Annotated in this window: 13 protein-coding genes; 6 read left to right on the forward strand and 7 right to left on the reverse strand. The window is 66.8% G+C overall.

Annotation, left to right across the window (positions count from 1 at the left end; translation table 11 throughout):
• The 5 genes from eccB to fdhD form a co-directional block, all read right to left on the reverse strand.
• Positions 1 to 983: type VII secretion protein EccB (gene eccB / locus BST15_RS06395; RefSeq protein WP_083070866.1), on the reverse strand; the 983-nt coding region annotated here is incomplete at its 3' end.
• Complete coding sequence (gene eccA / locus BST15_RS06400) at positions 980 to 2812, reverse strand: type VII secretion AAA-ATPase EccA (RefSeq protein ID WP_046190754.1); 1833 nt, start codon at positions 2810 to 2812, stop codon at positions 980 to 982. The genes eccB and eccA, both read right to left, overlap by 4 nt.
• Before the next feature lie 272 nt (positions 2813 to 3084).
• Entirely contained in the window at positions 3085 to 3984 is a 900-nt protein-coding gene (locus BST15_RS06405) for a class I SAM-dependent methyltransferase (protein ID WP_046190758.1), read from the reverse strand.
• A 276-nt stretch (positions 3985 to 4260) separates the two neighbouring features.
• Positions 4261 to 4638, reverse strand: coding sequence for a hypothetical protein (locus BST15_RS06410; RefSeq protein WP_046190753.1), 378 nt, complete (start codon positions 4636 to 4638; stop codon positions 4261 to 4263).
• Positions 4639 to 4744: 106 nt separating this feature from the next.
• Entirely contained in the window at positions 4745 to 5569 is an 825-nt protein-coding gene (gene fdhD, locus BST15_RS06415; RefSeq protein ID WP_046190757.1) for a formate dehydrogenase accessory sulfurtransferase FdhD, read from the reverse strand.
• Between the two features lie 192 nt (positions 5570 to 5761).
• On the opposite strand from fdhD, the gene BST15_RS06420 reads away from it, so the two are divergent.
• Positions 5762 to 6796, forward strand: a complete 1035-nt coding sequence (locus BST15_RS06420) for an FUSC family protein (protein WP_157861716.1) — start codon at positions 5762 to 5764, stop codon at positions 6794 to 6796.
• Here BST15_RS06420 and BST15_RS06425 read toward each other — a convergent pair.
• A complete protein-coding gene (locus tag BST15_RS06425) occupies positions 6793 to 7368 on the reverse strand; it encodes a VOC family protein (RefSeq protein WP_046190751.1) in 576 nt (191 codons plus the stop codon). The two genes, BST15_RS06420 and BST15_RS06425, sit on opposite strands and share 4 nt — an antisense overlap.
• Positions 7369 to 7458: 90 nt before the next feature.
• Here BST15_RS06425 and BST15_RS06430 point away from each other — a divergent pair, with 90 nt between their 5' ends.
• Genes BST15_RS06430 through BST15_RS06445 form a run of 4 tightly spaced genes read left to right on the forward strand, consistent with a single transcriptional unit; the run spans position 7459 to position 11831 of the window.
• A complete protein-coding gene (locus BST15_RS06430; protein WP_046190750.1) occupies positions 7459 to 8100 on the forward strand; it encodes a TetR/AcrR family transcriptional regulator in 642 nt (213 codons plus the stop codon).
• Between the two features lie 2 nt (positions 8101 to 8102).
• Positions 8103 to 9059, forward strand: coding sequence for a 2-hydroxyacid dehydrogenase (locus tag BST15_RS06435; protein ID WP_188108944.1), 957 nt, complete (start codon positions 8103 to 8105; stop codon positions 9057 to 9059).
• Positions 9060 to 9093: 34 nt separating this feature from the next.
• Positions 9094 to 11292: an acyl-CoA dehydrogenase family protein gene (locus BST15_RS06440; protein ID WP_083070868.1), complete on the forward strand. Its 2199-nt coding sequence runs from the start codon at positions 9094 to 9096 to the stop codon at positions 11290 to 11292.
• 26 nt (positions 11293 to 11318) lie between these two features.
• A complete protein-coding gene (locus tag BST15_RS06445; protein ID WP_046190748.1) occupies positions 11319 to 11831 on the forward strand; it encodes a DinB family protein in 513 nt (170 codons plus the stop codon).
• A 78-nt stretch (positions 11832 to 11909) separates the two neighbouring features.
• Here the strand turns inward: BST15_RS06445 and fadD2 are convergent, their stop codons facing one another.
• Positions 11910 to 13580 carry a long-chain-fatty-acid--CoA ligase FadD2 gene (fadD2, locus tag BST15_RS06450; RefSeq protein ID WP_046190747.1) on the reverse strand — a complete coding sequence of 557 codons (1671 nt, stop codon included), beginning with the start codon at positions 13578 to 13580 and terminating at the stop codon, positions 11910 to 11912.
• Positions 13581 to 13646: 66 nt separating this feature from the next.
• Between fadD2 and BST15_RS06455 the strand changes: the two genes are divergently transcribed.
• A complete protein-coding gene (locus tag BST15_RS06455) occupies positions 13647 to 14897 on the forward strand; it encodes a DNA polymerase domain-containing protein (RefSeq protein WP_046190746.1) in 1251 nt (416 codons plus the stop codon).
• Positions 14898 to 14901 lie beyond the last annotated feature (4 nt).

Raw genomic sequence — 14901 nt, forward strand, 5'->3', positions numbered from 1 at the left:
GCCAACACACCCGAAATCGGCTGCAAACCATCCTCCAACACCGCGTAATAACGCAGCTCGCTGTCGGACTTGCCCTCCAGCGAATGCGCGGCCACGACGGCACCGACCGGGGCGGGCACGCGCAGGTCGAACGACGGCTTGTCGCCGGCGCCGGGGATCACCGGCGCCACCAGAGCCGGCGCCTCCGGGATCGCATTGAACAGTCCGGTGGCGATCGGGCGGGGGGTAGGCACCGCCGAACCCCGCTCGCCGAGGCCCAGGGCACCGGTGATGGCGTGATCGGCCAGGTCGATCCGGCTCCGTTTGCCGTCCCACAACAGCCACGCGCCGGCACCGTTGTCCACCAACACCGCCTGCTGCGCACCGAGTGCACCAGCCCGAGAACCACTGCTGTCCAACGGACCCGCGATCACCGTGACCCCGGCCGCTGAACCGCTCACCGCGTCACACACCGTCCAGTCGGCATCACGGGAGCTGCTCTGCACCATGCGTTCCGGAGCGCCGGGAATGCCGATCAGATTGCCGCGGGCGAACTTGTCCAGCGCCGCGCTTTTCACCATGGTCGGGTTGACGGGCCGGCCCGCGATCAGTCGCGCCGAAGTCAGGTTCAGCACCGGGTGCAACTGATCACCGACCCGCACATACAACGCCGACGTCGACCGGTCTGCCAGCACCGGATCGTTGTTGGCCGCACTGTTGGGCCAGATCAGGGTGAACACGAAGCAGCCGCCCACGACGGTGGCGAGCACCAGCAGACCCATCAGGACCGCCCGCGCCTGCGAGCGCAGTGGCTCCACCAGCATCCGGGTGTCGTGCAGCGCTACGCCGGAGGCGATCCGCCGCATGACGAAGCGCCACCCACTGACCTGATGCTTGGTGACGAACCCGCGCCGGTACTCCACCCGGTCGGGGTTGGCGTTGACCGGAGTGCGCGAAGCGAAGGAACGCCGCCCGTCCTCAGATCCATCGAACTGCTCGCTCATGCCTTGCCCTCCAGGCCCAGGCCGCGCAGCAACGGTGCCACCGAGTTACGAACATCGTCGGTCGTGATGGTCATGAGCTCCTCATCGGTGAACAGCCCGGTGCCGGACTGTTCGGAATGGTCAAGCCGGAATTCACGCTCTTCCTCGGAGCGCTCCACCAGGTTTCGCACGAACCGGCCGTTACCGGCAATGTCGAGGCTGCGCCGATCAACACCATTGGCATCCGGGCTCGACGCCGCCGCCAGTTGCGCGAACAGCGTCTCCATCTCGCTCAGAGCCTCCGGCTCGAAACGGCTGTCCCGGTGCTCGGCCATCTTGTAGGCGATCTCCACCAGCTCCGAGGGCTCGTACGAGGGGAATTCGATGCTGCGGGTGAAACGTGATCGCAGACCTTCGTTGGTGTCCAGGAGCCGGTCGAGATCGGCCCGATAACCGGCCACGATCACCACGAGGCGATCGCGGTCGTTCTCCATGCGCGCCAGCAGCGTGTCGATGGCGACCAGGCCGAAGTCATTCTTGGCGCCCGTGGCCACCAGGGCATAGGCCTCATCGAGGAACAGCACGCCATCGAGCGCGCTGTCGATGATCGCGTTGGTCTTGGCCTCGGTCTCCCCAATGTGCTGACCGATCAGATCGGCGCGGTGGACCTCTTTGATGTTCTCTTTCTTCAGCAGCCCCAGGCCGCAGTAGATCTTGGCCACCACGCGGGCAATGGTGGTCTTACCGGTTCCAGGCGGTCCGGCGAAGACAAGGTGGTGCGCGCGCTGACCGACGGCAAGGCCGTGTTGCTTGCGCACCACTTCCATGGCCACCGAGCTCTTGAGGCGCTGCACCTGGTTCTTGACCTCGGCCAGGCCGATGAACTCGCCGAGTTCCCGCTCGGCCTCGGCCAGTAGCTCTGCCTTGCGCTCGTGGGCGGACGGGTCGACGAAGTCTTCGGCCGTCGGCTCGGTCGCGGGGTCCCAGGGATCGGTGCGGGCTTCGATCCGGGCCGCGGTGGTCGTGACGATCCCGAAACTGTGGTCCAGCAGGGCATGCTGGACCTCTTCGTTCTCCGGATTGGCCGCATAGAGGTCCTGCAGCACCTCCGCCGCAGACTCCTCATCGTCTTGCGCCCGCAGGATCAGCCCCTTGGCCAGCGCACCGTCGGTGGCGGCGACAGCGATCGGGCCTTCCGGCTCCTCGAGGTACGACAACGCCGGCGCATACATACCCAGCCGGGCCAGCGCGATCCCCAGCGCGATCTTGGCGGCGTGCGAGAACAACTCGTCACGGGCCGGATCGTTGACGATCGGCGTCAGCAACCTGACCATGTCCGACCAGCGGCCGGCGTGGTGGTTCACCGCGATCGCCATCCAGCGAGCGTCATTCCAGTCGGGACGGCGCTTGCTGATCTCGGCGACCACCGCGTTCGCCTCGGCGCACCGGCCGGCCATCGCCAATTGTGCGGCGTGGGCGAGGTGGAAGTCGTCGGCCTCGGCGGCACGCAGCTTCAGGTACAGCCCGGTGTCGTAGTGGAAACCCAGCGCGCCCGGCTTCAGGTCCAGACGGCGCTGTAGCGCTCCGGCACTGGCGGCGGTCTGCGAGATGGCGGCGAGCACCCGCGGGGACTGGTCACCCGCGGCGGCCAGGCCGGTCCACGCGTCGCACTGCTCGTGGGCGATCCGCGTCAGCGCCGCGAAACCGGTGCGGGCGGCAGCCAGGTCTGCGGGCCGTTTGCGCTGGTAGACCTCGATACCGAGGGCACGACAGCAGGTGGCAAACCTGCTGAGGGTTTCCTCGTCCACACGGGGTTGCGGGGTGAGCACAGCCGCATCACCGTTGTTCATGCGTGACTCGCCCCTTCGCTGTTTTTCCTTGAACCAACCCGGCTGAAGTTAGCATTGCATAAGCTAACTGTCGAGATCGTCGGAGACGCTCGGCGGGCGACATTCGTCACCCTTGACCGGGAACTTCGGTCCCCCGAAGCCCCCGCTGACGCGCCGACGCCATCCCAACTCATCACCGGCTCCTTATTGAAAACGATTTTCGTTAAATGTGCACGGTACCGCATGCCGAACTCGTCTTCCACGGCGGTTCGCCCACCGATGGCGGAACGCACCTACTCCTTGACCGCCGAGACCAATGTGTTCCGCGAGACCATCTGTCCGGCCGGGGTGGCAGGGTCGGGCACGGGCCGACCCAGCCGACGCAGATACTCGGCCAGCGGTGTTGCGGCCGCCGCCCATCCCCGAGCGTTGAACCACTGGTCGGCAGGGGCATGTTGCTCGTTGTAAACCAGCCGATGAAAGTTGCGGGTGTCGTCGCCGGCCGCGACTTCGGCCGCTACCGCTGCGTCAAAATCGTCCTCGGCCATCGGGGCACCGTCCTCCACCGCGACATGGCTGCCCGGAGCGGCCAGACCGTCGATCCCAGCGAACAACTGCTGCTGCGCATCGGCGGGGAGATAGATCAGTAGGCCCTCGGCGATCCACGCCGAGGGCCGCGTCGGGTCGAACCCGGCGTCGCGCAGCGCCTGCGGCCAGTCCTCACGCAGGTCCACGGCCACTTCGCGCCGTTCGGCCGTGGCACGGATGCTGCGCTGGGACAGCACATAGCTCTTGAAGGCGAGCACCTGTGGCTGGTCCAATTCGAAGATCGTCGTCCCGTCCGGCCACGGCAGCCGGAACGCCCTCGAATCCAGTCCAGACGCCAGAATCACCACCTGGCGCACCCCCGCTGCCACGGCACCGGTGAGGTAGTCATCGAAGTAGCGGGTGCGCGCGCCCTGGAAGTTGACGAAGTGCTGACCGAAATCTTCGGACAACAGCTCGTGATCGGGCTGGCTACCGTCCAATACGGCGGCCCAGCCTCCCCCGGCGGCCCGACAGAACAGCTCCGCGTAAGGATCGACGGCGAGCGGGTCGGGTTTGGCGGCTTCCAGAGCCCTGGCGGTCGCCACGAACAAGGCGGTCGAACCAACGCTGGTGGTGATATCCCAGCTGTCACCGTCACTACGCATCAGAGGCATTCCACCGACCCTACGCCGGAGTAACCACACGGAACGCTGGATAAACGCTGTCCAAACCACCCGCGACGCGGCAGCCTCGCCGCGCGGTCAGCCCCACGTGCCGGCTTCTGCGGCGTCCAACAAACTCATCACCGCGCCCCTTTCACCCTTCCACTAGTCGTAAGCGGCGCCGGTGAAGTTCCCTGGATACCGGCCGCAGGACGGGAGGCTGTCACACAAGCCCTCGGGCGGGGTGTGATCAGGGGCGTGGAAGCCGAGCGGAAGTCCTCAGCCGAGCTGGTGCAGCTGGAACGGCCTCGAGGTCAGGGTGCTTCCCGGACACTCTCCGTCGGAGCTGGTCGTGACGACGCCACCGAGCGACGCCGGGTCGATCATCACCTCGATGACGGTCGGCACATAGTTGCCATCCGCACAGAGCCCACCGTCCGGCTTGGTGACACTGAAGTGCCACTCCCCGTTGACCAGCCTCATCGGACTCGTCCAACCCTGGTTGCTGCTCACAGTCCCATTGCAATCGACCTGGCTGCAGCTGGTGGCGATCGTCCAGGCGAACTCTTCGTCGGCGCCCTGGAAGACACCGTTGAGCAGCGGCGGTTCAGCGAATGCCGGCACGGCGCAACTGATCGCGGCAGCGCATACGGCCATCACACGGGCCACGTTGCGGGGAGAACACCGGAGAGGGCTGCGAGAAAGGGTCATGGTGATCGAGGAATTTATCAGAGTTCCACCGCAGCGCACCGCTATTCCGCGTTCAGTCGATGATGCGGTCAGACCTGCTGTAGACGTTCATGGACTCGCCGCGCAAGAAAGCCACGAGGGTCATACCTGACTGCGCGGCGAGGTCGACCGCCAGCGACGAGGGTGCGGAAACCGCTGCCAATACCGGTATCCCGGCCATCACAGCCTTTTGCGTCAGTTCGAACGACGCCCGTCCGCTGACGAGCAGCACCGTGCCGGCGAGCGGGATCCGGCCATGTTCGATCGCCCACCCGATCACCTTGTCCACCGCGTTGTGCCGGCCGATGTCCTCGCGGCCCACCAGCAACTGGGCATCCTTGTCGAACAGTGCCGCCCCATGCAGGCCGCCGGTGCTGTCAAACACCTTCTGCGACTCACGAAGTCGGTCCGGCATGGCGGTGATGGCCTGCGCCGAGACAGTCACCGGATCGTCGCCGGGACAGTGTCGGCTGACCGAGCGCACCGCCTCCAGGGATGCCTTGCCGCAGATGCCACACGACGACGTCGTATAGAAATTCCGGGTGACGTCGACTTCGGGCATCGGGACCCCGGGAGACAAGGTGACATCGAGGACGTTATAGCTGTTCACTCCATCCACGTCGGCGCCTGGACAATAGCGGATGGTCGCAATGTCTTCCCGTCGGGCGATCACCCCTTCGGTCAGCAGAAAACCCTGTGCGAGTTCGACATCGGAGCCGGGGGTACGCATGGTGACGGTCAAGGCACTGCCGTTGAGCCTGATCTCCAGGGGCTCCTCAACAGCCAGCGTTTCAGATCTGTCGGCCGCACCACCACCTGCCAGGTGACGGGCATTCCGGCGGGTGGTCACCCGTCCCATCGTCACCTGACTTTCTGAAGCGACGTCACCGGCGCGTATCGACGTCAATCACCGGCACAAAACCCCTACCACCGAGGCGAACCCGTGCACCAGGAACACTAACGGCGCCCGGGTGGGACGTCCACTTCTCACCCGAACCCATTCGTCGTCTTTGCGACGGCGCTCGGGGTGTCTTGTCTAGGCTTTATGGTGATGATCAGATCCGCGTTCCGCACGTGCTGTGGTCTGTTTCGCAAGCGCTCAGAGCTGCTGGGCACCGTCGTGTGGCCCAGCACGCAGACGGCACTGGCCGCCGGTTTTGCCTGGTATCTGGCCCGCGATGCGCTCGGCCACCCCGCCCCCTTCTTCGCCCCGATCGCGGCCGCCGTGTGCATGTGGGCCACCAATGTGGTCCGAGCGGAGCTCGCAGTCGAGATGATGGTCGGGGTCGGCCTGGGGATCGGTTTGGGCAGCGGTGCGCACAGGTTCCTGGGTGCCGGTCCTCTCGCGATGGCCGTCGTTGTCCTGGCCTCGCTGTGCGCAGCGCTGTTGATCGGGCGACGGTTCGTCATCCAGCGTCCGATGTTCGTCAATCAGACGGTGATCTCGGCGATCCTGGTGCTGGCTTTTCCGCACGGCGGTGTCGGAGCGGAGCGGTTGTTCGATGCGCTGATCGGCGGTGGGATCGCGGTGATCTTCAGCGTGGTTCTGTTCCCCAAGAATCCGCTGACGGTGCTGCGCACCGCCGTCATCGAGGTGCTGGCCACATCGCGCGACCTGCTCACCCAGCTCGATCACCGGTCCGGGGATACGGACTGGCTACAGGCGGTGGCGGCCCAGCAGTACCACCGGATGGCCCGCCTGAGCGAAGCCCGCCGCACCGCCGAGCAGGTGGCGCAGCTCTGCCCGCTGCGCTGGCACTTGCGCGGGGCGACCCGCGACGCCGACCGACAAGCCGCTCAACTGTCCCTGCTGGCCGGTTCGGTCCTGCACCTCGCGCACGTGGTGGCCGGGGCGCGCCAGCCCGTCACCGAATCGACCCGGGCCGCTATCGACGAGCTGGCCGCGGCGGTGTCAGCCCTGACCGTGGGCGGCCCGGCCCCCGCCGCGGCCCACGCACAGGCCGCCCGTGATCACCTGGTGCCGACCATGCCCGGCGACGCGGCGCTGCAGGACGCCGCCCTACACACCTGCATCGACGAACTCGACCGGGCGATCGGCCTGGCGACCCCGCCCAGAGCGGGTTAGGTGCTGGCCGGAACCCGGCGATCGGCCGCCGTCTTCGGCGTGACGTGCTCTTCGTCGCCGGTGAACTCTTTGGTCCAGCAGGCGAATTCCAGGGTGATCCCGTCAGGGTCCTGGAAGTAGAAGGAGCGGACATACACCCCGGGATGCAACGTGGGGCTGGCCTGCCACTCGGACTCGTCGTGGTTGAGGACCGGCCCGACCCGCACGCCCTTCTCCTTGAGCCGCTTGCGGTAGGCGTCGAACTTGTCCGCCGGGACGTGAAAAGCCAGGTGGTTGAGGGTGCTCACCGCACTGGTGATCTCACCGATCCCCGGAATGGCGGCCGGCGCGGAGATCCCGGGCACCCCATCCGGCGCGTCGCGGAACCAGAAGAAGGCCACGCAATCCCCGTTGCCGGCGTCGAAGAAGAAGTGCTGACCGATGCCCGCGGGCAGGTCCAGCGACTTGATCAACGGCATGCCCAAGATGTTGCTGTAGAAGTCGACGGTGCGTTCCATGTCCGAGCACACCATCGCCACGTGGTTGATCCCGCTGATTTCGAACTCGGTGTTCACGCCGTGTGGCTTGATCATTGCAGCTACTCCTCTGGTCAAGATCTGAAACTGAATCTAACATCAGATTTAGATCTGATCCAGGCCCACTGAGACAGGAAGTCAGATTCGGTGCCGAATCCCCCTGAGCAATCCGTCCACCGGGCGCCCTTGCCCACCCATCGCGGCCGGCGCACTCAGGCGGCGATCGACGCGGCTGCGCGGGCGGTAATCGCCCGCAAAGGAGTTCTGGCCACCACCATCTCCGACATCACGACCGAGGCCGGGCGTTCGGCGGCCTCGTTCTACAACTACTACGACTCCAAAGAGGCGATGGTTCGGGAGTGGGCACTACGCTTCCGCGACGAGGCCGGCGAGCGTGCCCTGAGCGTGACACGCCACGGCCTGTCCAACCGGGAACGGATCGAACAGGCCACGGCCGCTCATTGGCACACCTACCGCAATCGATTGGCCGAGATGGTGGGCGTCTCCCAACTGGCGATGGTCAATGAGGACTTCGCCCGCTACTGGGCGGAGATCTGCGCGGTTCCCGTCGGGCACATCACCGAGACGGTGAAGCGCGCTCAGTCCGAGGGCTTTTGCACCGATGACGACCCCGAGTTGCTGGCGGTCGCGATCGTCTCGATGCTCAATCAGTTCTGCTACATCCAGCTGGCCACGCCCCGGGCCGATGGCGGCCCCGATGATGCCGCGTGCATCCGCACGCTGGCCAACGTGTTCTATCGGGCCATCTACACCGAGGAGAGTTCCTGAGCATGACGTTGAGAGTCCTGGCGCACTTCATCCCCGGCCCGAAGGTGATGGAATTCGTTGCACCCGAATCGGATTGGCTGAACATCCGATGGTGCGCCGCCGACGATGACGCCACGCTGCATCGCGAACTGGCCGACGCCGAGGTCCTCTGGCATGTCCTACGACCCCTTTCCGGTGACGACCTGCGGCGCGGACCCAGGCTCCGCCTGGTGCACAAGTTCGGGGTGGGCATCAACACCATCGACGTCGACACCGCGACACAGCGGGGCATCGCGGTGGCAAATATGCCCGGCGCCAACGCCGCCTCAGTCGCCGAGGGCGCGGTGATGCTGATGCTTGCCGTGCTGCGGCAACTCCTGCCGTTGGATCGGGCGACCCGACAGCTCCACGGCTGGCCCACCGATCCCGATCTCGGTGAACGCTGCCGAGACATCGGCGGCGCCACCGTCGGGCTGGTCGGCTTCGGCAGCATCGCGCAGCGTGTGGCCCGCATCGTGTCCGCCATGGGCGCGCACGTGCTGCATACCAGCACCCGCGACGACGGGACACCCGGATGGCGGCCCCTGCCGGAGCTTCTGGCGGCCGCTGACATCGTCTCGCTGCACGTTCCGCTGACCGCCACCACCGAGGGCCTGATCGACCGGGCCGCGCTGGCGCAGATGAAGCCCGACGCGGTGCTGATCAACACCTCGCGAGGGCCGATCGTCGATGAGACCGCGCTGGCCGAGGCGCTGCGCCAAAGGCGGCTGGCCGGCGCGGGTCTGGACGTGTTCGCCGTGGAGCCGGTGACCGCCGACAACCCCCTGCTCGGACTGGACAACGTGGTGTTGACCCCGCATGTGAGCTGGTATACCGCCGACACCATGCGGCGCTACCTGGCGGCGGCCGTCGACAACTGCCGCCGGCTCCGCGACGGGCTGCCCCTGACCCACGTAGTCAACCAACCGACTGGTTGTTAGATTCACCTCACGTACCCACCGAAAGGCGTCTCTCATGCCGATAGCGATCAACTCCGAGCACCAGGACCTCGCCGATTCCGTGCGGGCCCTGCTGACACGCGCGGTGCCCTCCGAGCTGCTGCACGCGGCGATGGACGCTCCGATCGAGAACCCACCACCGTTCTGGCGCGCCGCCGCCGAGCAGGGCTTGGCGGGTTTGCACCTGGCCGAAGAGGTGGGCGGACAGGGATTCGGAATCCTGGAGCTGGCGGTGGTGCTCGCAGAGTTCGGCTACGGCGCGGTGCCCGGACCCTTCGTGCCGTCTGCGATCGCCAGCGCCCTGATCGCCGCCAACAACCCCACCGCCGAGGAACTCAGCGGGCTGGCCAGTGGTGAGGTGATCGCCACCTACACGATCAACCCGGGGCTGACCGCCACCGTCGGCGGCACGGGGTTGGTAGTCAACGGCGAGGCTCGCTCCGTCGTCGCCGCCGCTCAGGCATCTGTGCTGGTGCTGCCGGTGGCGCTTGAGGACGCCACGACCTGGGTGCTGCTGCGCGCCGACCAGCTCGAGATCGAGCCGGTGGCAAGCGTGGACCCGTTGCGACCCATCGCTCACGTGCGCGCCTACGGGGTCGAGGTGGACAACTCGGCGGTGTTGGGCAACCTTTCGGCGGAGCGCGCGCAGGCACTGATCTCAACGCTGCTGTCCGCGGAGGCTGTCGGGGTTGCCCGTTGGGCCACCGACACCGCAGCTCAATACGCCAAGATCCGGGAGCAGTTCGGCCGGCCCATCGGCCAGTTCCAGGCCATCAAGCACAAGTGCGCGGAGATGATCGCCGACACCGAGCGGGCCACCGCCGCGGTGTGGGACGCCGCCCGCGCTATCGACGAAGCCGACCACAACGGTTGGGAAACAGCAGGTTCGACGGTGCAGTTCGCCACCGCCGTGGCCGCCGTTCTGGCGCCCAGCGCGGCGCAGCACTGCACGCAGGACTGCATCCAGGTCCACGGTGGAATCGGCTTCACCTGGGAGCACGACGCCGGTGTCTACTACCGGCGGGCGCTGATCCTCGCCGCGTCCTTCGGCACCCGCTCGGCGCACCCGCAGCAGGTGGTCGACACCGCCACCGGCGGCGGCATGCGCAAGATCGACATAGACCTGGACCCCGACACCGAGAAGCTGCGTGCCGAGATCCGGGCCGAGGTCGCCGCGCTCAAGGCTATGGCGCAGAACGAGCGCACGGTCGCGATCGCCGAGGGCGGCTGGGTGCTGCCCTACCTGCCCAAGCCCTGGGGCCGCGCCGCCGAACCGATCGAGCAGATCATCATCGAGCAGGAGTTCTCCTCCGGCCGAGTGCGGCGTCAGGCGCTGGGTATCGCCGCATGGCTCATGCCCTCGATCGTGGCGTTCGGTACCGACGAGCAGAAGCAACGCTTTCTGCCGCCGACCTTCCGCGGGGAGCTGGTGTGGTGCCAGCTGTTCTCCGAGCCCGGCGCAGGCTCAGACCTGGCCAGCCTGACCACCAAGGCCACCATGGTCGACGGCGGCTGGCGGATCAGCGGGCAGAAGATCTGGACGTCGGCCGCACAGTTCTCGCAGTGGGGCGCCCTGCTGGCCAGGACCGACTCCTCGGCGCCCAAGCACGATGGCATCACCTACTTCCTGCTGGACATGAAGGCCGAGGGGGTGACCGTCAGCCCGCTGCGGGAGCTCACCGGCGGAGCCATGTTCAACACCGTGTTCATCGATGACGTGTTCGTGCCGGATGAATTGGTCCTCGGCGAGGTGAACCGGGGCTGGGAGGTCAGCCGCAACACGCTGACCGCCGAGCGGGTGTCGATCGGCGGCAGCGAGATGCCGTTCCTGGCCAGCCTCGACGGGTTTGTGGAGTTCATCCGCGACGGCCAGTTCGATCATGGCGAGCAGCGGCGGGCCGGGCAGCTGATCGCGGAGGGGCACGCCGCCAAGCTGCTCAATCTGCGCTCGACGCTGCTGACGCTGGCCGGCAAGGACCCGATGCCGGCGGCAGCGGTGTCCAAGCTCCTCTCGATGCGCACCGGCCAGGGTTACGCGGAGTTCGCCGTCGGCACGTTCGCCGGTGACGCCGCGATCGGCGATCGCGATCAGCTGCCCGGCAGGTGGGCGGAGTACCTGTTGATGAGCCGTGCCACCACCATCTACGGCGGCACCTCGGAGGTCCAGCTGAACATCATCGCCGAGCGCCTGCTGGGCCTGCCTCGGGACCCGTAACGGGATTACGGACTAACGTCAGGGAAGTGACCGATGCGCCACTGCCCCCGGGCCGCCGTGGCCTGGTCGGGCCTGGAGAGCGCGAGGTCCTCGAGGCATTCCTTGAGGACTACCGCGACATTGTGGTGCGCAAGACATCCGGGCTGTCGGAGGCCGACGCACGCCGGCGCCTGGTCGCATCGCCGACGACCGTGGGCGGGTTGGTCAAGCACCTGCGCTGGGCGGAATTCGGTTGGTTCGAACAGCTGTTGCAGGAGCGCCTCGACGACAACCGTCGCCCGCATGACCGGGACTGGGAGTTCACCCTCGCCGACGACGAGCACCTGTCGGCATTGATCGCCGACTACCAGCAGCAGTGCGAGCAGTCCCGGCAGATCGCCGCGGCATACCCGCTGGATCACACCGTGTCGCACCGACGCCTCGGTCGCGTCTCACTGCGCTGGATCTATGTGCACATGATCGAAGAGACCGCCCGGCATTGCGGCCAGATCGATATTTTGCGCGAACAACTTGACGGTGCAACGGGTTTCGACGGGTAGTCCTGTCTCGCGAGCGTGCGTGGTTGTACACAAAAACCGGCGTGTCCTTGCACAAACACGCACGCTCGCGCCAAAAAACTACAGGTCGCGGAGTTCGCGCTTGAGGATCTTGCCGGTGGGGTTCCGCGGCAGCTCCTCGAGGAACACCACTTCCCGCGGCACCTTGTAGCGGGCCAGGTGTTCCTTGACGTAGACCTTGATGGTGTCCTCATCGACGCTGGAGCCTTCTTTGAGCACCACGAAGGCCCGCAGGCGTGCGCCCCACTCCTTGTCCTCGACACCCAATGCGGTCGCCTCGATCACCTCGGGGTGTCCGCTGATCAGGTCCTCGACTTCGGCGGGGAAGACGTTCTCGCCGCCGGAGACGATCATCTCGTCGTCGCGGCCGCTGACATAGAGCAGGCCACGCTCGTCGAAGTAGCCGACGTCACCAGAGGACAACAGCCCGTCGATGATCTGCTTGCCGCCGCCACCGGTGTAGCCCTCGAACGGGAAGAAGTTGCCCACGAAGATCCGTCCGACCTCACCGCGCGGCACTTCGTTGCCGTTGTCGTCGAGGATCTTGACCTTGACCCCCTTGACCACCGGGCCCACGGTCGCAGCGTTGTGCTGCAGGTCGGCGGGTCCGGCGATGGTGGCGAAGGCGACCTCGGTAGAGCCGTACATGTTGTAGATGACCGGCCCCAGGTCCTTCAGCGCCCGCGAGGCCAGTTCGGCACCGAGCTGCGAGCCGGAGACGAACACGATCCGCAGCGCGGAAAGGTCCGGCTTGGGGCTGGTCTTCTCCAACTGGTCGAGGATCCGCGACAACATGACCGGCACGACGACCATGCCCGTGACCTTGTACTTCTCCAGGTCTTCCAGCACGGTGGCCGGCTTGAAGCGGCGCCGAAGCACCAGGGTCGAGCCGAAGAACATCGCCAAGGTGCCGTGCAGATACCCCAACGCGTGGAACATCGGCGACGGCAGCGATGTCACCTCACCGGCCCGGAACGGGACGTGCGACAAGATGCCGCCGATCGGTGCCAGCGTGGGCGGGGTGCTGCGGTTGGCGCCCTTGGGGGTACCGGTGGTGCCTGACGTCAGGATGATGATCGAGGCGGGCTTGGTGATCTTGGGCGCGGGAGCCTTGCTGCTGCGCGCGATCAGCTGCGCCAACGTCTCGTCGGCGCTGCCCGACGGCTCATCGGTGTCCGGGTTGACACCCAGTGCCCGCAACTTGCCCAGCGTGGGCTCGGCCTGCGCCACGGCGGCGGTGTATTCGTCGTCGTAAATGATCAGCTTGGCGCCTTCACGTTCGGAGACGTCCTTGATCTGCGGACCGGAGAATTCGCTGTTCAGCAGGATCAGACGGGCACCGACCCGGGCGCAACCATAGTTGGCGATCAGGAACCAACGGTGGTTGCGGGCCAGGATCGCCACCCCGTCGCCGCCGCGCACACCCATCGCGAGCAGGCCGTTGGCCACCGCGTTGACCGCGTCATCGAGTTCCTTGAACGTGATGCTGCCGTCATCGTCGATGACGGCGAGGCCGTTCGGGTTGCGGCGGGCATTGAGCGCGGGAATCATCCCGAGCTCGCCCCAGCGCGCCCCATCGGCCAAGGCACTGGCGATGAACCGCGGGGACTCCAGCTTCAGTGCGCCGGACTGCAGGATCTTGCGCAAATAGTGCAACTCGGCGCCACCGCGTTCGAGATAGCGACCGAGCTTGGTTACAGCCTGGCTGGGCAGGTCAGTGAGCTTAGCCATGAGACAACCTTATGTGACGCAGATCGCCGTCGGGCGGCGGATGGCGCCTCTCATTAACATGGGCGCATGGCCGGCGGGTTGTCGCTGGACGTGGCAGGGCACCGGGTGGTGGTCACCCACCCGGACAAGGTGGTGTTCCCGGGTGGACGCGACCGCGCGCCACGGACCAAGCTCGAGCTCATTCGCTACTACCTGTCGGTTGCCGACGGCGCGTTGCGCGGCGTGGCCGGACGGCCGATGATCCTCAAACGTTTTCTCGACGGCATCGACGCCGAAGCCATCTTCCAGAAGCGTGCGCCCTCCAACCGCCCGGATTGGGTGTCGGTCGCAGAGCTGCGCTATGCCTCGGGCCGCTCGGCGCACGAAGTCGTGGTCGACGACGCAGCAGGCCTGGCCTGGGTGATCAACCTGGGTTGCGTGGACCTCAACCCGCACCCGGTGCTCGCCGGCGACCTCGACCATCCGGACGAGTTGCGAGTCGATCTCGACCCGATGCCCGGAGTCGGGTGGCCCGAGATCGTGGAGGTGACGCTGATGGTCCGTGAGGTGCTGGCCGATCACGGGCTGACCGCGTGGCCGAAGACCTCCGGCTCACGGGGCATGCACATCTACGCCCGGATCGCACCGCGGTGGGAGTTCGGCCAGGTTCGGCTGGCGGCCCAGGCGGTGGCCCGCGAGATCGAACGGCGCGCGCCGCAACTGGCCACCAGCCGGTGGTGGAAAGAGGAGCGACACGGTGTGTTCGTCGACTTCAACCAGAACGCCAAGGACCGCACCGTCGCCTCGGCGTACTCCGTGCGTGCCACCGCCGACGCACGGGTCTCGACGCCGCTGTTCTGGGACGAGGTCGCCAAAGCGGACCCAGGTTCGTTCACCGTGGACACCGTGCCGGAGCGCTTCGCGCAGATCGGCGATCCCTGGGCAGGCATGGACGAGGCCGCCGGGGACCTGGAATCGCTGTTGGCACTGGCCGAAGCTCAGGGCCCCGCGGAGAAGGCGCCACGAGGCGCCCGCAAGAGTGCCGAAGGCCGGCGCACCTCGCCGCTGCCCCTGATCGAGATTGCCCGCACGAAGACCCGCGACGAGGCGATGGCCGCCCTGGACCTCTGGCGGCAACGGCATGGCCCGGTCGCAGCGCAGCTGGCGCCCGAAGACGTCCTGCTCGACGGCATGCGTGGTCCGAGTTCGATCTACTACCGGGTCCGGATCAACCTGCAGCACGTCGAGCAGGCGCAGCGCCCGCCGCAGGAGGATCTGATCGCCGATTACAGCCCCTGGAAGAGCCCGCAGAAGAAGGGGCCGGACACCCGGCCCTAGCGCC

The organism is Mycolicibacter arupensis (assembly GCF_002086515.1).
In the GTDB taxonomy this organism is placed as follows: Bacteria; Actinomycetota; Actinomycetes; order Mycobacteriales; family Mycobacteriaceae; genus Mycobacterium; species Mycobacterium arupense.